This is a genomic window from Maribacter forsetii DSM 18668, assembly GCF_000744105.1.
Classification (GTDB): Bacteria; Bacteroidota; Bacteroidia; order Flavobacteriales; family Flavobacteriaceae; genus Maribacter; species Maribacter forsetii.
Genome location: NZ_JQLH01000001.1, coordinates 2,721,007 through 2,734,249, shown reverse-complemented (window position 1 = coordinate 2,734,249; position 13,243 = coordinate 2,721,007). Strand labels below are relative to the sequence as shown.

Here is a 13,243-nt window from a genome sequence, read left to right as displayed (position 1 = left end):
AATTAGTTGATTATTTTTAGAATTCGCACAAAACTAGAAAAATTAAGCGCTTTAAATAAATATTTTTCAAAAAAAAGCCTTCGTTTTTGCGAAGGCTGTATTTTTAAGGCTATTTGTTATTGAAATATCAATCGATCTCGTTCACCATTTGAGCCTACCATAACAATAACCGTTTTTCCATATTTAGAAATACTTCCAAAGGCAGTATAGGCATCGTCAATATTTCCTATTTCATGATCGTCAACTTTAACAATTACTTTTTCAGATAAACCATAACCTCTGTATCTTTCAGGTACGCCCGTGATTTTTACACCAGATGTTGTTTTGTAAACCTTCTTGTCATGTTCTGTTAGATTTCTTACTTCTAAGCCCATTTCAGGAACAACCAAGGATTGTCTTTCTTTTAAAACTAACGGTAAAGTTAATAGCTCTTTGTCTCTATCAATAACAAAAGCCAAAGTATCTCCAGGTCTTTTTGTAGAAAGATATCCAGTTAAATCTGGATATTTATGCACATCTATTTCATCGACTTTTTTAATAATATCACCGACAACAATACCGGCTTCTTGTGCTGCAGACTCTTCTTCTACTAATTCAATAAAGACTCCGTCAATATTATTGATACCTTTTTCTATAGCATCTCTAGTGTTCACCGGGGCAGGACTTATGCCCATAAATCCTTTTTGAACGTTACCATATTCCAATATGTCTTGAACGACTTTTTTTGCAATATTACTAGGTACGGCAAAGGAATACCCAACATAAGAACCTGTTTGTGATGTAATAGCCGTATTGATACCTACTAAATCTCCATTGGTATTTACTAATGCACCACCAGAGTTGCCAGGGTTTACAGCGGCATCGGTCTGTATGAAAGATTGGTTTTTTCCTAGATTACGAGCTTTAGCGCTAACTATACCTGCGGTAACTGTGGAAGTTAGGTTGAAAGGATTACCTACGGCTAACACCCATTCGCCAATTTTAGTATGGTCAGAATCGCCAAAAGCTAAATAAGGTAGCTTTTCATTAGGGTCAATTTTTATTAAAGCAATATCAGAATTAGGGTCGGTGCCAATCAATTCAGCATTGTATGTTCTGTTGTTGTTTAAAGTGACCTGTAATTGAGTAGCTTTATTGATAACGTGGTTATTGGTGACAATATATCCGTCAGAAGATATAATTACCCCAGATCCTGTTCCTACCTGTGGTACCGCACTTCTGCTGGTTCCATAAAAAACATCGAATATAGTGGTAGGAGCCTTACTTATGGTAATATTCTTAACGTGGACTACGGCATTAACAGTATTTTCGGCCGCAACGGTAAAATCTACTTCATTGATACCGGCACCTCTAGCAGAGGTTGGAGTGTAGCTTGCATTTACAACACCGCCATTGCTTTCTTGGCTAATGATAGTGAAATTTTCCTTCTCGAAAAATAGTTTGTAAGCACCCAATGTAATTGCACCGGCAAAAACGGATACAAACAAGAGACTTGCTATTCTTTTCATATTCATTAAAGATTTAACGTATTCTACACAAAATTACTCGTTTTTATGCTATTTCATAAGCGTTTAACTACTTTTTAACTACCAAGCAAAACGTAATTATGTGCTATCTTTGAGACTTTATTATAGCATGGAAAATACGTTTTATAAATATCAGGGTACAGGTAATGATTTTGTGATGATTGATAATCGTAACAAAGAATTTCCAAAGGATGATTCAGAATTAATTGCTAAAATTTGCCATAGAAGATTTGGGGTAGGTTCTGATGGACTTATTTTATTGGAGAATGATGAGACTACCGATTTTAGAATGGTATATTATAATGCCGATGGAAATGAAGGGAGTATGTGTGGTAATGGTGGAAGATGCATTGTGGCTTTTGCCCATTTTTTAGAAATCATAAAGAAGGAAACCGTTTTTATCGCTGTAGATGGTCTTCATGAGGCAACTATTGTAGGTGATGTGGTAAGTCTTAAAATGACAGATGTAAGCGAAATTAAGGAAAAGTCAAATGCCCTCTTTATGAATACGGGTTCACCGCATCATGTACAAATGGTAAAGGAGTTAAAGTCGTTTGATGTTGCAAAAGAAGGTGCACGTATGCGATATGGTATCTATGGAGAAAAGGGTAGTAATATCAATTTTGTAGAGGCAAATACCGCAGGTGGATTTGATATAAGAACCTATGAGCGTGGAGTGGAAGATGAAACTTTGTCATGTGGTACAGGGGTAACTGCAGTTGCATTAAGTATGTTTCATCTGGGTAATACAAAAGATAAGGTCGTTGCCGTTAATGCATTAGGCGGTCATTTAGAAGTAACCTTCCAAGAAGAGGACGGTGTGTATAGCAATATCTTCCTTAAAGGAGAGGCTAAGCAAGTATTTAAAGGAGAACTAACGTGGTAACATTAAAAGGAGAACAAATATATCTAAGGGCTTTAGAACAAAGGGATCTCGATTTTTTGTACGAAATTGAGAATAATACCAGTGTTTGGGAAGTGAGCGGTACGGTTACGCCGTATTCTAAAGATGTGTTGCAACTTTATCTAGACAGTGCTCACAGAGATATTTATGATGTAAAGCAGTTAAGGCTGGTAATATGTTCAAAGGATCATAAAGCTGTCGGTTTAATTGATGTTTTTGATTTTGAGCCAAATCATAATCGGGCAGGTATCGGAATAATCGTTTTAGATGAGGGTCAAAGAAATAGGGGAATAGGTTCAGAGGCTATTACTCTATTGTGTAATTACCTATTTAATGTTTTGGGGTTAAAGCAGATCTACGCAAATATTTTAGAGGAGAATGCACCAAGTCTGCATTTATTCAAAAAACTAGGATTTCAAGAAATTGGAGTTAAGAAAGATTGGGTGCGTTTTAAGGATACCTATAAGAATGAAGTATTATTGCAAAAAATAAATAATTAATGTACATCAAGCGTATTTTACTGGGCGTAGTGCTCTTAGGTTTAATTGGAGGCGGAATTTTTGCTTATACGGTTTACGGAACTTTTTTTACTCCAAACACTAGTTTTAATAATGAAGAGGCTATAGTTTTTATACCTACGGATGCTACTATTGAGGATTTAAAAGAACGACTTTCTCCGGTATTGGAAGATTTTGATTCATTTGAGTCAGCTGCAGATAGAAAAGGATATTTAGATAATATTAAGGCAGGAAGGTATAGAGTAGGTAAGGGGATGAACAATAATGAGATTGTGAATTCCTTGCGAAGTGGAAACTTACCTGTTAAAGTTTCATTTAACAATCAAGAAAATCTCAATGATTTAGCGGGAAGAATTGCAAGTCAGATCGAGGCAGATAGCATTTCATTGGTCGCGGCATTCAATGATAAAGATTTTTTGAAGGCAAACGGATTTGACGACGCAAATAAAATATCATTGTATATCCCTAATAGCTATGAGTTCTTTTGGAATACATCTGCAGAATCATTTAGAGGTAGAATGTTGAAAGAATACAATCGCTTTTGGACCGATACCCGTAAAGAAAAGGCGAGTGCTCTTGGTTTAAAGCCAAATGAGGTAATTGCCTTGGCGTCTATTGTTCATAAAGAAACCGCAAAAGTTGATGAAAGACCTACGGTTGCAGGTGTTTATTTGAATCGATTAAGGAAGAGAATGTTGTTGCAGGCTGACCCTACCGTTATTTATGCAATTAAGAAAGAAACGGGAAATTTTGATACTATAATTAAAAGAGTGCTGTATAGGGACCTGGAAATGGATTCTCCATATAATACGTATAAGTATGCCGGTTTGCCACCTGGGCCCATTGCAATGCCTGATATTACTGCAATAGATGCTGTTTTGAACCCCAAAAAGCACAATTATTACTATTTTGTAGCAAATGTAGAAAAGTTCGGTTATCACATGTTTGCAGAGAATTTAACGCAACACAACCGAAATAAAGCACAGTACATCCGATGGATTAACGCTCAGAAAATCAAGAGGTAAGCTTTCGTCCGAATTTTAGAACTTGTTAACTAATTCTGTATTCTTTTAACAGAACCTTCTTAAACTCTTAAAATTTCAGGTCTACCTTTGCCGCAGAAATTTAAGCAAGCAAATAGTAGTCGCCGTAAGTCTTAAGAAATATATGGTATGAGAAGATGGATATTAGCAAGTTGTCCTCTTATTGTGATTTTTGTTTTATCTGGTTATGGGTTTAAACCTTTTACGGTTGAAGTGCCTAGCCAGTTAAAAGTGAAGGAATCTTTTTTGGTTTCTTACCCTCAGGAAGAGGCTTTATTGGCAAATTATCAAATCGCTCCCCCCTTTCTTGGTAGTCAATTTATAGGCTTTAAAGAAGCATTGGCTTTTAAAGAGTCTCAAGGCAATTATTTTGTGATCAATACTTTTGGTTACTTGGGTAAGTATCAATTTGGTCTAGGTACGCTAGAGTTAGTTGGTGTTTATGATGGCAACCAGTTTTTGAGTGACCCGGTGTTGCAAGAAAAAGTATTTCAGGTGAACACGTCACGTAACAAATGGGTCTTAAGAAGAGATATTAAACGTTATGTTGGTGTAAAAATGAATGGTATACAAATAACGGAATCTGGTATTTTGGCTGCTGCACATTTAGCAGGACCTGGTAATGTAAAATTATATCTAAGATCTCACGGTCGTATGGAGCTTTCAGATGGTTATGGAACCAGTATTTCTAATTATATGAAAAAGTTTGCGGGTTATGATGTTTCTATGGTAGAGGCAAAACGTAATCCTAGAATATAAGAGTTTAAGTAGATATGAAAATGGGAAACCTTGGCATTTTTTTGTCAAGGTTTTTTTATGCCTGAATTATAAAAATAGCAGGTCTTTTGTGTAAATCTACATTCTCTTTTTTCCAATTTATAGCCGTCTTGGTTTTAATGTATTCCGTAGGTAATGTAATATCGGCAGCTACGCATATTCTTGTGCTTGGAGCTAATGTTTTAATAAGCTCTTCTAGCATTTTGTTATTACGGTAGGGTGTTTCAATAAATAGTTGAGATTGGTTTTCTTCTTTAGATCTGCGTTCCAAATTCTTGATGTACTTTTTACGGTCAGAACTATCAATAGGTAGGTAGCCATTAAAAGCAAAATTTTGACCGTTCATGCCACTTGCCATCAAAGCTAATAGTATGGAAGAGGGACCAACCAAAGGTATTACTTGAATATTTTTATCATGTGCAATTTTAACTACTGCAGCTCCTGGATCCGCAATACCTGGACAGCCGGCTTCAGATAGTATTCCTACATCAAAACCTTCTAAACACGGATTCAAAAAACTTGGGATCTCAGCAGGTTCCGTAAACTTGTTTAAAACAAATAGTTTTAAATCTGGTTGCGATTTTCTAGGGCTGATTTTTTTGATAAAACGACGAGCGGTTTTTTCATTTTCAACCACGTAGTGGTCTAATTTTTCAATTGTTTGTTTAATTGAGATTGGTAAAACCTCTAAAGGTGGCATATCGCCTAATGTTGTAGGTATTAAATATACTTGTCCTGTTTTTCCGTTTTGCACACTCATTTATTTACTTTGTAATCTTACGGCTATCCTATCGCAAGCTTGGTCGATCATTTGAAATACATGTTCAAATCCGTCTTCAGCATCATAATATGGATCTGGCACTTCTTTATCAGAAGAACTTATTTCATTTAAGATAAGCTTCACTTTTTCTACCTCATCATTATTTCTTGCTAGACTTATGATATTGGCGTAGTTACTTTTGTCCATGGCATATATCACATCAAAAGCATCAAAATCAGAAACGGTAAATTTTCTACAAACTTGGGAGCTTATGTCCAAACCATGTTCAAGGGCTACTTTAATCGATCTTGGGTCAGGAGAATTACCAATATGATAACCTCCGGTACCTGCCGAATCAACGAAAATTTTGGTAGCGTCAACTTTACTTTTTAGAATGCCCTCTGCTAATGGAGACCTACATATATTGCCCAGGCAAACCATCAACACTTTCATGTAACGTAAGTTTTAAGAAAATTTCTTAGTAAGGTCATCTATGTATTTGCGAAACTGTTTGTCGGTTTCGGCAAGATTGTCAACAGTTTTACATGCGTGTAAAACAGTAGCATGATCTCTTTTTCCAATTTGCGAACCAATACTTGCTAATGAAGCTTTGGTAAACTTCTTAGCAAAGAACATCGCTAATTGTCTAGCCTGTACAATGTGTCTTTTTCTTGTTTTAGACTGTAACGTGGCAACGTCCATTTCAAAGTAATCAGAAACTACTTTTTGTATGTAGTCAATAGATACTTCGCGTTTGGTGTTCTTTACAAACTTTTCTACAACCTGTTGAGCAAGCTCAATAGTAACCTCTCTTTTATTTAAAGTAGACTGTGCTATTAGGGAGATAATGGCACCTTCTAATTCTCTAATATTTGTTTTAATATGTTTAGCAACATATTCTATGATGTCTTCAGGTATTTCAACACCATCTCTATATAACTTATTCTTTAAGATAGAGATTCTTGTTTCGTAATCAGGACTCTGCAGTTCTGCCGATAATCCCCATTTGAAACGAGAAAGTAAGCGTTGTTCAATATCCTGCATATCTACAGGCGCTTTGTCTGAAGTTAAAATAACTTGTTTTCCATTTTGGTGTAAATGGTTGAAAATATGGAAGAATACATCTTGCGTACCAGATTTACCTGATAAGAATTGTACATCATCAATAATCAATACATCTATTAACTGATAGAAATGAATAAAGTCATTTCTAGTATTTTTCTTAACAGATTCAATATACTGCTGTGTAAATTTCTCAGCGGAAATATATAAAACAGTACGTTCAGGATATTTATCTTTTATTTCAACACCAATAGCATGAGCTAAGTGAGTTTTTCCAAGACCTACACCGCCAAAAACCAATAACGGATTAAAAGATGTGCCACCTGGTTTATTGGCAACAGCCATACCTGCAGATCTTGCCAATCTGTTAGAGTCACCTTCTAGGAAGTTGTCAAAGTTATAATTAGGATTTAACTGTGATTCTATTTTGATATTTCTAATACCTGGAATTACGAACGGATTACGTAATTCTGGATTTTTAGATTTAATTGGGACATCCATTTCTTGAGCGGCCATTGCACCTCTGTTGGAACTTGGAATCTTTTCTGTAAAAGGCTCTTTGTTACCATAGGTGTTTTCCATTCTAATGATATAAACCAACTTTGCAGATTCACCTAACTCTTTGGTTAAAGCAACTTTTAAAAGTTTAACATAATGTTCTTCTAGCCACTCGTAAAAGAATTTACTTGGCACTTGAATACTTAATGCGTTTTCTGAAAGTTTAATAGGTTTAATGGGCTCAAACCATGTTTTGAATGCCTGCGGTTGGATATTATCCTTAATAAACACCAAACAGTTTTTCCATACGGAATTTGCAGTAACACTCATAATAAATTATACTCTTTTAATGGTTAGTGTTGAGCTATAGGTGATTATAAAAAATCAATATAGGTTCTCGTTCAACTTGGGCAAATATGTGAACAAAATATTGAAAAAAAAAATCGATTGTCATTGAATTTGACCTTTTTTTTTCTCATGTTCGCTTACTCAATAGGGGAGCTTTTAAATATATACTTTTTACTTGAAATAAATGCGAACAAACGAAATTTCTTTTCGAATTAGATACTCAGAAACAGACCAGATGGGGGTTGTCTATCATGGTAACTATGCTCAATACTTAGAATTGGCAAGAGTTGAATGGTTAAGGGCGTTAGGTATTTCTTACAAAAGCATGGAGGAAGGCGGAATTATGCTCCCGGTAATAAGTTTGTCCATAAAATATTTGAAGTCGGCTTTGTATGATGATTTAATAACAGTTAAAGTTATTTTGAATAAAAAACCTGCTGTAAGAATTGAATTTGATTATGAAATTACAAATGAAGCAGGAGAATTATTAGCTACGGCAAATACTGTTTTGGTTTTTATGGATATGGAGCGTAAAAGACCTACTAGATGTCCGCAAATACTTTTAGATAAATTGGGGTATTGAAAATTATTCAATTTCCTTTATTTCTAATTTGTGATGAGCTTTTAAAAGTTTCATTGTTTTTTTGAAATCACTTTTATTGATGGAGAGTATCATTTTGCATTTTAAATGTAAATCTTGAGAAACGATATTCAATTGGTATTTTTTTACCAAACGCATTACAATATCCATTTCTGAATATTCAAAAGTTACCGATAATTGTTGCTGTAAAACCTTGGTAACTATTTTAGTATTTTCCAACGCTAGCTTAGCGGCTTCTTTGTAAGCACTTATTAATCCGCCTACTCCTAATTTTGTACCACCAAAAACACGTACAACGGCAACTAGGGTATTTGTTACATCAAAAGATTGTAATTGACCATAAATGGGCATACCGGCAGAATTGTTTGGCTCTCCATCGTCATTAGCGCGATATGATTTTGTTTCAATACCCATTTGCCAAGCATAGCATACGTGGTTTGCTGTGGGATATTCTTTTTTAAGAGCTTCAATATGTTCTTTAATCGTTTCTTCATCAGAAACAGGAAAACAATAGCCATAAAACTTGCTCTTTCGCTCTTTGAACAAAATAGGACCAGATGGTTTGGCGATTGTTTTATAGGCGTCCATTGTAGTAATCGGTATATTTTAAATGAAAGTCATTAGTTGCTGACCAAAAGCGACTAGAATGATACTAAAGATAGCCAATCCTATTCCAAACCAGTTTTTGATCGTTAGGCGCTCTCTGAAAAGTAAAATACCAAGCAAAGTTGAGAACATAACAATAGCAACATTGTTTATGGTAAAAACCGAAGCACTGTTCCACGTAGGATGTTGTAGCGCTTTTAGTAAAAAGTAGATGGAAAAATAATTAGGTATACCTAAGCAAATACCGCCAAGTATATTTTTGAAATTAATTTTAAGTCGTTGCTTGGTAGATTTAAATGCTATGAAGAACAAACCGAATATACCTGCAGCGGCAAAAACCGTAGCTGAGAACAAGGCATATTCCTCTTCGGGCATATGTGCATCTTGAAAATACTTTATGCTGGTATCGATAGTTCCGGAACCTAGAAAGACCAAAACAGGTAGTGCAAAAGCCCATTTCTCCGCTTTGATCTTCTTTTCTTTTAATGAAGTAAAGTAAACGGCTAATAAGGCTAATATGATTCCTATAATTTCTAATACTCCAAGTGACTCTTTATAGAAGAACACTCCGAATAGTACCGGAATGGTTAACGACATTTTTGTAGCAACCGAAGCAACGGATACTCCTAATTTTTGAGATGTAGCCGCCATTAAATTGAATATCAGTATGAAAAGAAGACCTAAAGCGACACTTCCCCAAAACCAACTTTTCTGTGGTATTTCAGCTAGGTGTATAGGCTCATTATAATAAATGACACCTACAGTGCAAGCAATAAAGTAATTGGTAATTATGGCATATATCGTTTGAACCTGATATTTGGCATACAATTTAAAAATAACGAAGATTAAACTTGAAAAAAGAATGCTAAGCGCTAAATACATCATTTAGAGATGGCTTAAAGTTTCTAGAACATCTTCTTTACCTACTTGAAGATTCCAGCAATGTACACCTAACTTAGAGGCGGCATCTGTATTTTCTTTAGTGTCATCTACAAAGAACGTCTCATTTGCAATTAATTCATTTTCTTTCAAGACAAACTCATATATATCTGCATTAGGTTTGCGCATTTTCATTTCCTGAGATAGGTAGAAAACCTCAAAACAGTTTTTAAACCTGTTGAAGCGTTCCAATCCCATGGATTCTTTCACTTTGTCTATGTGTAAATCATTGGTATTACTTAATAAAAACAATCGGTATTTATTATCACTTTTTAGTTTTTCAATGAATTCTAAGCGTTCTTCAGGAAAATCTAAAATAATGGAATTCCATGCGTCTTTAATTTGATCTTTAGAAGCATTGGTAAAAATATCCTGTAGTCTATTAACAAATTCATCAGACTCCATTAATCCCATTTCGTATTCTTTAAAAATAGTATCCAATTCCGGGGTCAATTCAGTAAACCCAAATTTTGCCATTTCTAATAAAGGGGCTTGCTTATCTAGATTAATGAAGATATCTCCAAAATCAAATATGATATTTTTAATCATTACGTATTATGGTTAGTTGGTCAGTTAAAATTTGAATTTGTTTTAGTTTGCGTCCTGATATTTTCGGTGCGGCAATACCTTTAGAGAATCTGTTTGTTCCTTTAAAAATTCGTGCTTCGTCCCAAAGACCAGCATCAATAAAACTTTGAAGTGTTTGTAATCCGCCTTCGATTATGACACTTTGTATTTGATCTTCGTGCATTATATTGCAAAGTTGTTGTGGTATGTTAGAATTAAAATCTAAGACTTTATAAGTTACTTCGGCAATATCATCTTCGCGGTCATTTATTTCGGTACAAACAATGGTCTTTTGTTTTCCGTCAAAAACATGATAATCCGTTGTTATTTTTTGGCTTCTATCTAATACTATGCGTATTGGTGCTTTGCCGTCCCAATCTCTTAAGTTTAATTGCGGATTGTCATCTAAGACCGTATTCGTGCCTACCAAAATACCAGCCTCTTCACTTCGCCATTTATGCACTAATTGTCGAGATTTGGTATTAGTAATCCAATAGGGTTTCTTCTCTTCTCCACGTTTTAATGGTTCAGGAGCAATAAATCCGTCAGCGGTTTCTGCCCATTTTAAAATTAAGTATGGCCGTCTTTTAGTGAAAAAAGTAAGAAAGCGTTTGTGATGTTCCTCGCATTCTTTTTGTAGAATACCAACTAGTACAATACAACCTGCTTCTTCTAGTTTTTTAATTCCTTTACCGGCTACTTTTTCATGCGGATCCTTTAAACCTATAACAACTTTAGGGATTCCCATTTTTATTATTAAATCTGCACAAGGCGGAGTTTTCCCGTAATGAGAACAAGGTTCTAAGGTTACATAAATGGTAGATGATTTTAAAAGCGAAACATCAGTAACGGAGTTAATTGCATTTACCTCAGCGTGAGAACCACCGTATGCGCTAGTAAACCCTTCGCCAATAATTTTATCATCATGTACAATTACAGCGCCTACCATAGGGTTGGGTGCTGTTAAGCCTAGTCCGTTCTTTGCTATCTGTATACAACGAAGCATATAGGTTTCATCGGTAGAAAGCGCATCTCTATTTAACGGCATTGAATTGTTGGTATCTAGATTATTAATGGACATCAAACTTTAACATTATATGCATATCACGTATCTTCACACCTCAAAAATAGTACTTTAAAACCTATTGCCTTATTCTTATGGAAAATGTCATTATCCGTGAAATTAGAAAGGGAGATAACCCACAAGTAGCCAAAGTTATACGACAAGTTTTGGTGGATATGGGTGTTCCAAAAGTGGGAACAGCATATGAAGACCCTTCATTAGATAACATGTTTGAACACTATGAGAAACCTAAGGCAACTTATTTTGTTGTAGAAGAGAATGGTTCTATTTTGGGATGTGCAGGTATAGCTCAATTAGATAATTATGAGGGTAATGTAAGTGAGCTTCAGAAAATGTATTTTTTAAAAGAGGCTAGAGGTAAGGGTTTAGGGCATAAAATGATAAGCGTTTGTTTAAATCGTGCCAAAGAATATGGTTTTGATTCTTGTTATCTAGAAACATTACCTAGTATGGAAGCGGCTCAGAAATTATACAAGAAAATGGGCTTTGAATATATAGAAGGCAGAATGGGAGATACGGGTCATTATTCTTGTCCCGTGTTCATGCTTAAAAAATTGTAACTGTGTTATTAAAGGAGATTAAAAATATATTTCATTTAGAATTAGATGCTATTTATGGTAAGGACGAGGTAAATAGTTTCTTCTATTTACTAATTGAGCATTATTTTGATTTAGAACGTTTTGTTCTGGCAATTCAACCAGAGTTAATTATAGATAAAGAACAGGAGACTTTTATATTTCAAGCCTTATCTGAATTAAAACTAGAAAAGCCTATTCAGCATATTATTGGAACATCATATTTTATGGACCTAGATTTTAAGGTCAATGAGCATGTATTGATACCAAGACCTGAAACTGAAGAATTGGTTCGTTGGGTATTGGATGATGTAAAAGTTGTAAAACAATCATCAACTATTCTAGATATGGGTACAGGTAGTGGGTGTATTCCAATTTCTGTGGATAAGAATTTGACGAATGCAAAAGTATTCGGGTTGGATATTTCTTCGGATGCTTTAAAAGTAGCAGATGAAAATAACCGATTACTTGGTGCTAGCGTAAAGTTTTTCAAAGCGGATATACTGTCTCTGGATAAAGAAACGGCAATAAAAGAATTAGACCAGAAGTTTGATATCATTATATCTAATCCGCCATATGTGCGAGAATTAGAAAAAGAAGAAATGCAGAATAATGTCATAGACCATGAGCCTGGTTTGGCACTTTTTGTTCCTGATGAAGACCCATTAAAGTTTTATAGCGCAGTAGTTAATTTTGCAGCTGACCATCTAAATGAAGACGGATGTTTGTATTTAGAGATTAATCAGTATTTAGGTAAAGAAACGATGATTTTATTAAAAGAATCTAATTTCAAGACTATAGAGTTACGGAAAGATATGTTTGGCAATGACCGCATGATAAAAGGAATAAGAAAATGAAAAGTATTGTAGTTTTTTGCGGTAGTAGTGAAGGTGTTGATTCTGCATATGGTTTACAGGCATCAGAATTAGGAGAGACTTTTGGGAAGAATAATATTCAATTAGTTTATGGTGGCGCTAAAATAGGCATCATGGCTAAAGTAGCTGAAGGAGTATTAAACAATGGAGGAAAGGTGATAGGAGTAATTCCTGTATTTCTAAAAAAGAAAGAAGTGGTTCATGAGGGCTTGACAGAATTAATAGTTACCCAAAACATGCATGAACGTAAATTGAAGATGCATGATCTATCTGACGGAATACTAATGCTACCTGGGGGATTTGGAACCTTAGAAGAATTTTTTGAAATGTTGACCTGGTCTCAACTGGGGCTACATCAATATCCGATAGGAATATTAAATACAAACGGATTTTATGATTCCCTTTTAAAGATGATGCATGACATGGTCAAAGAAGGTTTTGTAAAACAAGAACATATAAATACTATTTTGGTGGACGATGATATAGATTCATTGTTAGAGAAAATGGAAAATTACATTCCGTTACCAACACCAAAGTGGATTAATAAAGAGCAGCTTTAA

General features: G+C 34.8%; 16 protein-coding genes. 8 read left to right on the top strand and 8 right to left on the bottom strand.

Annotation, left to right across the window (positions count from 1 at the left end; translation table 11 throughout):
• Positions 1-116: 116 nt before the first annotated feature.
• A complete protein-coding gene (locus P177_RS11695; RefSeq protein WP_036158293.1) occupies positions 117-1,508 on the bottom strand; it encodes a S1C family serine protease in 1,392 nt (463 codons plus the stop codon).
• A 127-nt stretch (positions 1,509-1,635) separates the two neighbouring features.
• On the opposite strand from P177_RS11695, the gene dapF reads away from it, so the two are divergent.
• The 4 genes from dapF to P177_RS11675 all read left to right on the top strand — a co-directional run bounded on the left by dapF (position 1,636) and on the right by P177_RS11675 (position 4,750).
• Entirely contained in the window at positions 1,636-2,412 is a 777-nt protein-coding gene (gene dapF / locus P177_RS11690) for a diaminopimelate epimerase (RefSeq protein ID WP_036154951.1), read from the top strand.
• Positions 2,406-2,930: a GNAT family N-acetyltransferase gene (locus P177_RS11685; protein WP_036154950.1), complete on the top strand. Its 525-nt coding sequence runs from the start codon at positions 2,406-2,408 to the stop codon at positions 2,928-2,930. Before dapF ends, P177_RS11685 begins: the two co-directional genes overlap by 7 nt.
• Entirely contained in the window at positions 2,930-3,973 is a 1,044-nt protein-coding gene (gene mltG / locus P177_RS11680; protein WP_036154948.1) for an endolytic transglycosylase MltG, read from the top strand. Before P177_RS11685 ends, mltG begins: the two co-directional genes overlap by 1 nt.
• 147 nt (positions 3,974-4,120) lie before the next feature.
• The gene (locus P177_RS11675; protein ID WP_036154946.1) at positions 4,121-4,750 is read left to right on the top strand and encodes a hypothetical protein; all 630 of its coding nucleotides are present in this window, start codon (positions 4,121-4,123) and stop codon (positions 4,748-4,750) included.
• A 55-nt stretch (positions 4,751-4,805) separates the two neighbouring features.
• Here P177_RS11675 and P177_RS11670 read toward each other — a convergent pair whose 3' ends face one another.
• Genes P177_RS11670 through dnaA form a run of 3 tightly spaced genes read right to left on the bottom strand, consistent with a single transcriptional unit; the run spans position 4,806 to position 7,418 of the window.
• Complete coding sequence (locus P177_RS11670) at positions 4,806-5,528, bottom strand: SAM-dependent methyltransferase (protein WP_036154944.1); 723 nt, start codon at positions 5,526-5,528, stop codon at positions 4,806-4,808.
• Entirely contained in the window at positions 5,529-5,981 is a 453-nt protein-coding gene (locus tag P177_RS11665) for a low molecular weight protein-tyrosine-phosphatase (RefSeq protein WP_036154942.1), read from the bottom strand.
• A gap of 12 nt (positions 5,982-5,993) precedes the next feature.
• Positions 5,994-7,418, bottom strand: a complete 1,425-nt coding sequence (dnaA, locus tag P177_RS11660) for a chromosomal replication initiator protein DnaA (protein WP_036154940.1) — start codon at positions 7,416-7,418, stop codon at positions 5,994-5,996.
• 202 nt (positions 7,419-7,620) lie between these two features.
• Between dnaA and P177_RS11655 the strand changes: the two genes are divergently transcribed.
• Entirely contained in the window at positions 7,621-8,019 is a 399-nt protein-coding gene (locus P177_RS11655) for an acyl-CoA thioesterase (RefSeq protein ID WP_036154938.1), read from the top strand.
• Between the two features lie 3 nt (positions 8,020-8,022).
• Here P177_RS11655 and P177_RS11650 read toward each other — a convergent pair whose 3' ends face one another.
• The 4 genes from P177_RS11650 to ribD are packed head-to-tail and all read right to left on the bottom strand — an operon-like array spanning position 8,023 to position 11,197.
• Entirely contained in the window at positions 8,023-8,625 is a 603-nt protein-coding gene (locus P177_RS11650) for an IMPACT family protein (protein ID WP_036154936.1), read from the bottom strand.
• 18 nt (positions 8,626-8,643) lie between these two features.
• On the bottom strand, positions 8,644-9,528 hold the full coding sequence (locus tag P177_RS11645; protein WP_036154934.1) for an EamA family transporter: 885 nt from the start codon (positions 9,526-9,528) through the stop codon (positions 8,644-8,646).
• Positions 9,529-10,131, bottom strand: coding sequence for an HAD family hydrolase (locus P177_RS11640; protein ID WP_036154932.1), 603 nt, complete (start codon positions 10,129-10,131; stop codon positions 9,529-9,531).
• Entirely contained in the window at positions 10,124-11,197 is a 1,074-nt protein-coding gene (gene ribD / locus P177_RS11635) for a bifunctional diaminohydroxyphosphoribosylaminopyrimidine deaminase/5-amino-6-(5-phosphoribosylamino)uracil reductase RibD (protein ID WP_084684681.1), read from the bottom strand. Before ribD ends, P177_RS11640 begins: the two co-directional genes overlap by 8 nt.
• Positions 11,198-11,307: 110 nt before the next feature.
• On the opposite strand from ribD, the gene P177_RS11630 reads away from it, so the two are divergent.
• The 3 genes from P177_RS11630 to P177_RS11620 are packed head-to-tail and all read left to right on the top strand — an operon-like array spanning position 11,308 to position 13,243.
• Positions 11,308-11,793 carry a GNAT family N-acetyltransferase gene (locus P177_RS11630; RefSeq protein WP_036154929.1) on the top strand — a complete coding sequence of 162 codons (486 nt, stop codon included), beginning with the start codon at positions 11,308-11,310 and terminating at the stop codon, positions 11,791-11,793.
• 2 nt (positions 11,794-11,795) lie between these two features.
• Entirely contained in the window at positions 11,796-12,665 is an 870-nt protein-coding gene (gene prmC / locus P177_RS11625) for a peptide chain release factor N(5)-glutamine methyltransferase (RefSeq protein WP_036154927.1), read from the top strand.
• Positions 12,662-13,243 (top strand): LOG family protein, encoded by a 582-nt coding sequence (locus P177_RS11620; protein WP_036154925.1) that lies wholly within the window; start codon positions 12,662-12,664, stop codon positions 13,241-13,243. The genes prmC and P177_RS11620 overlap by 4 nt, the downstream gene beginning before the upstream one ends.

Bases quoted from the DNA above. Each gene is read 5' to 3' on its own strand.
- ribD (WP_084684681.1), bottom strand. From the start codon at position 11,197: ATGCCGTTAAATAGAGATGCGCTTTCTACCGATGAAACCTATATGCTT.
- dnaA (WP_036154940.1), bottom strand. From the start codon at position 7,418: ATGAGTGTTACTGCAAATTCCGTATGGAAAAACTGTTTGGTGTTTATT.
- P177_RS11640 (WP_036154932.1), bottom strand. From the start codon at position 10,131: ATGATTAAAAATATCATATTTGATTTTGGAGATATCTTCATTAATCTA.
- P177_RS11675 (WP_036154946.1), top strand. From the start codon at position 4,121: ATGAGAAGATGGATATTAGCAAGTTGTCCTCTTATTGTGATTTTTGTT.
- mltG (WP_036154948.1), top strand. From the start codon at position 2,930: ATGTACATCAAGCGTATTTTACTGGGCGTAGTGCTCTTAGGTTTAATT.
- P177_RS11645 (WP_036154934.1), bottom strand. From the start codon at position 9,528: ATGATGTATTTAGCGCTTAGCATTCTTTTTTCAAGTTTAATCTTCGTT.
- P177_RS11665 (WP_036154942.1), bottom strand. From the start codon at position 5,981: ATGAAAGTGTTGATGGTTTGCCTGGGCAATATATGTAGGTCTCCATTA.
- P177_RS11620 (WP_036154925.1), top strand. From the start codon at position 12,662: ATGAAAAGTATTGTAGTTTTTTGCGGTAGTAGTGAAGGTGTTGATTCT.
- P177_RS11650 (WP_036154936.1), bottom strand. From the start codon at position 8,625: ATGGACGCCTATAAAACAATCGCCAAACCATCTGGTCCTATTTTGTTC.
- P177_RS11655 (WP_036154938.1), top strand. From the start codon at position 7,621: ATGCGAACAAACGAAATTTCTTTTCGAATTAGATACTCAGAAACAGAC.
- P177_RS11695 (WP_036158293.1), bottom strand. From the start codon at position 1,508: ATGAAAAGAATAGCAAGTCTCTTGTTTGTATCCGTTTTTGCCGGTGCA.
- P177_RS11630 (WP_036154929.1), top strand. From the start codon at position 11,308: ATGGAAAATGTCATTATCCGTGAAATTAGAAAGGGAGATAACCCACAA.
- dapF (WP_036154951.1), top strand. From the start codon at position 1,636: ATGGAAAATACGTTTTATAAATATCAGGGTACAGGTAATGATTTTGTG.
- P177_RS11670 (WP_036154944.1), bottom strand. From the start codon at position 5,528: ATGAGTGTGCAAAACGGAAAAACAGGACAAGTATATTTAATACCTACA.